Source organism: Enterococcus plantarum (assembly GCF_001730295.1).
Lineage (GTDB): Bacteria > Bacillota > Bacilli > Lactobacillales > Enterococcaceae > Enterococcus_L > Enterococcus_L plantarum.
In genome coordinates, this window is the sequence record NZ_MIKA01000032.1 from 1 (window position 1) to 1,838 (window position 1,838).

Below are 1,838 nucleotides of genomic sequence, written 5' to 3' on the forward strand. Positions count from 1 at the left end.
TACTACCTTTAAAAAAGTTCAAACGGGCATTAAAAATGCGTTGAATTTGCCTTATTCCAACGGACCATTAGAATGCTTGAATAACCATATAAAAGTACTAAAGAGAAACGCCTATGGCTTCCGTAACTTCTATAATTTTAAATTGAGAATTACTTTATGCTTTGGCACTGTTCTTTTTCAATCAAATAAAAAAAACTAGAGGAATTTCCCTCTAGGCTTCATTAGTGGTTTAATTCTTTGGATTTCTTCACCAACATTAGTTGACAAAGAGCCGTTATTTCGATAGTCCACCTTGTGTAAGCCTTGATGTTGATTCATACCATGATTGTGGAAATCCAAGAGAGCATAAAATAGTATCAATTGGAATTGATGTCAATTTAACATTAAGATTTCTAGTCCGTTTTAAAACTGTGTTATGAAAAATGGCATATTGTTCTTTTTGTAACAACGCTTGCATCATTATTAAACAATTAAACGGATCTTGTTTAGGTTGATTCCGTGTTATTGAGAAAGGGGTATGTAGTTGTTCTATATAAGTTAGGTTGCGTTTGCATTTAAAGTGAAAAAGCATATTGTTGTGAGCTACACAATTTCTTAAATCAATTAAATTAAACAAAAAAGTTTCTAACTCTTGAGGTTCTATAATTATTTTTGTATCAAGATTTTTTTCCAAATAACTAGCAACATCTTTAACTATATTGTTTTTTAGTTTGTTGGTAAAATTGGTATACATATGCACTACCTGACCAAAGGTGAGGTGATTTATTAGTACCCATAAAGGTACATCTTTATGATTATTATTATAATGTTTTATCGCATTATTTTTTTTAGTTCTAACATTGGTAGTGATTGTTTTTGAAAGTAAAGCAATAGTAGTACTTAGATCAATTAAGTTCTCGTTGCGATAACTAGATGTTCTTAGGTATGCAAACGGGATATCTCTGTAGTGCTCGGAAAATCTGTAACAGACTATTGATTTAAAATGTTTTTCACATTCAATGAGATATTTAAAAAAAATCGATTTCATTTCAGTATCGAATATATGAACAGCTCTAATTTCGTCAAAGGATGCATCTATAATATATTCATCAGGAGAATGTTGAAAAAATTTGCTGTATACATTGATGATATTATAATAACTGTACTGTAGTAAATACTCTTTAGCCTTTTGCGTATCTTCGATAATAAGTCCTCGTGATTTCAAAAGAATGAGTTGTTCATCTAAAGTTTTAAATGGTTTCATTAAAGAAATTCCTTTCTAGTATAAATAACAAAAGTACCCCCCATTCTTTCGAATGAGAGGTACTCCGCGCAAACAGGTCCTCCATCGTATTAAAATGGTCAGATCTCCTGTAGCTAATCTTTAGATGTATTCTACAGTATATAATATATGTTGTCAACAACTTTCAACCAAAATGAAAGAATTATGAAAGCAAGTTGGGAGATCGTTCGTATATTGTTCGCACCGTGTTTTTTATGATTTTCTACCGACCCTAACTGTTCGGTATTGTTGTGCAAAGAAATAGCCCTCACGATTGTGGGGGCGAATCTTGTGGCTCTATAATATATTGTGTTGGTGGAAATCAAAAAAGATTTTCTACCAGCACTTTTTTGAGCATTTAAATACAAAAAAGGAACAACTAATTGATAAAATGAAATCGACAAAAACCACAAATCATCAGAAAGGTTGTTCCCTATGGATAAGAATACCAGATTATTGCTCGGACTTACAGACAAAAATCTCCGGTTTGAAGAAAATTGGTTGGAACAAAGACCAGTAAAAGGAGTGCAAGCTCAAGTGATTAAAGCCAAGCTGACCTATTCACCTACTCATTGCG

At 32.0% G+C, this 1,838-nt stretch carries 2 protein-coding genes; one reads left to right on the forward strand and one right to left on the reverse strand.

The window, feature by feature from the left end; translation table 11 throughout:
* The coding region (locus BCR22_RS15075) for a transposase (protein WP_141706564.1) at nucleotides 1–199 on the forward strand (199 nt) is incomplete at its 5' end.
* 75 nt (nucleotides 200–274) lie between these two features.
* Here BCR22_RS15075 and BCR22_RS09775 read toward each other — a convergent pair.
* Nucleotides 275–1,243: an Abi family protein gene (locus BCR22_RS09775; protein ID WP_069654730.1), complete on the reverse strand. Its 969-nt coding sequence runs from the start codon at nucleotides 1,241–1,243 to the stop codon at nucleotides 275–277.
* Nucleotides 1,244–1,838 lie beyond the last annotated feature (595 nt).

Bases quoted from the DNA above. Each gene is read 5' to 3' on its own strand.
- BCR22_RS09775 (WP_069654730.1), bottom strand. From the start codon at position 1,243: ATGAAACCATTTAAAACTTTAGATGAACAACTCATTCTTTTGAAATCA.